At 47.2% G+C, this 267-nt stretch carries 1 pseudogene; it reads right to left on the bottom strand.

Annotated features, from left to right (window positions below):
* A pseudogene (locus AB4585_RS29530) lies at positions 1–267 on the bottom strand (hypothetical protein); the annotation flags it as partial.

Raw genomic sequence — 267 nt, 5'->3', positions numbered from 1 at the left:
ATCCAGTTGATATAGAAGGTCGAGTGATTGCTTTTGGCGCATCGCATTGAAGCTTAGCATGGCTGCATCCGCTAGCATGGGCTCAAAGCTCATACTGATGACCACTTGCTCTTTATTTCCCAGTGAATGGTTTAGGCGTAGATAATGCGCTGCCGTGCAATAGATAGGGGAGACTAAGCTAGATTTAGCTGGGTAATTGAGCTGAGTTTGGTTATGTAAAGGATTATTGCGGTGACTGCGCTCTTGGTGCCCGGTGCTCATTGACTC

The sequence above is a fragment of the Vibrio sp. 10N.222.49.C9 genome (genome assembly GCF_041474985.1).
In the GTDB taxonomy this organism is placed as follows: domain Bacteria; phylum Pseudomonadota; class Gammaproteobacteria; order Enterobacterales; family Vibrionaceae; genus Vibrio; species Vibrio crassostreae_C.
Note: the sequence above shows the minus strand (reverse complement) of the source record. Positions and strands in the feature narration are given on the sequence as shown.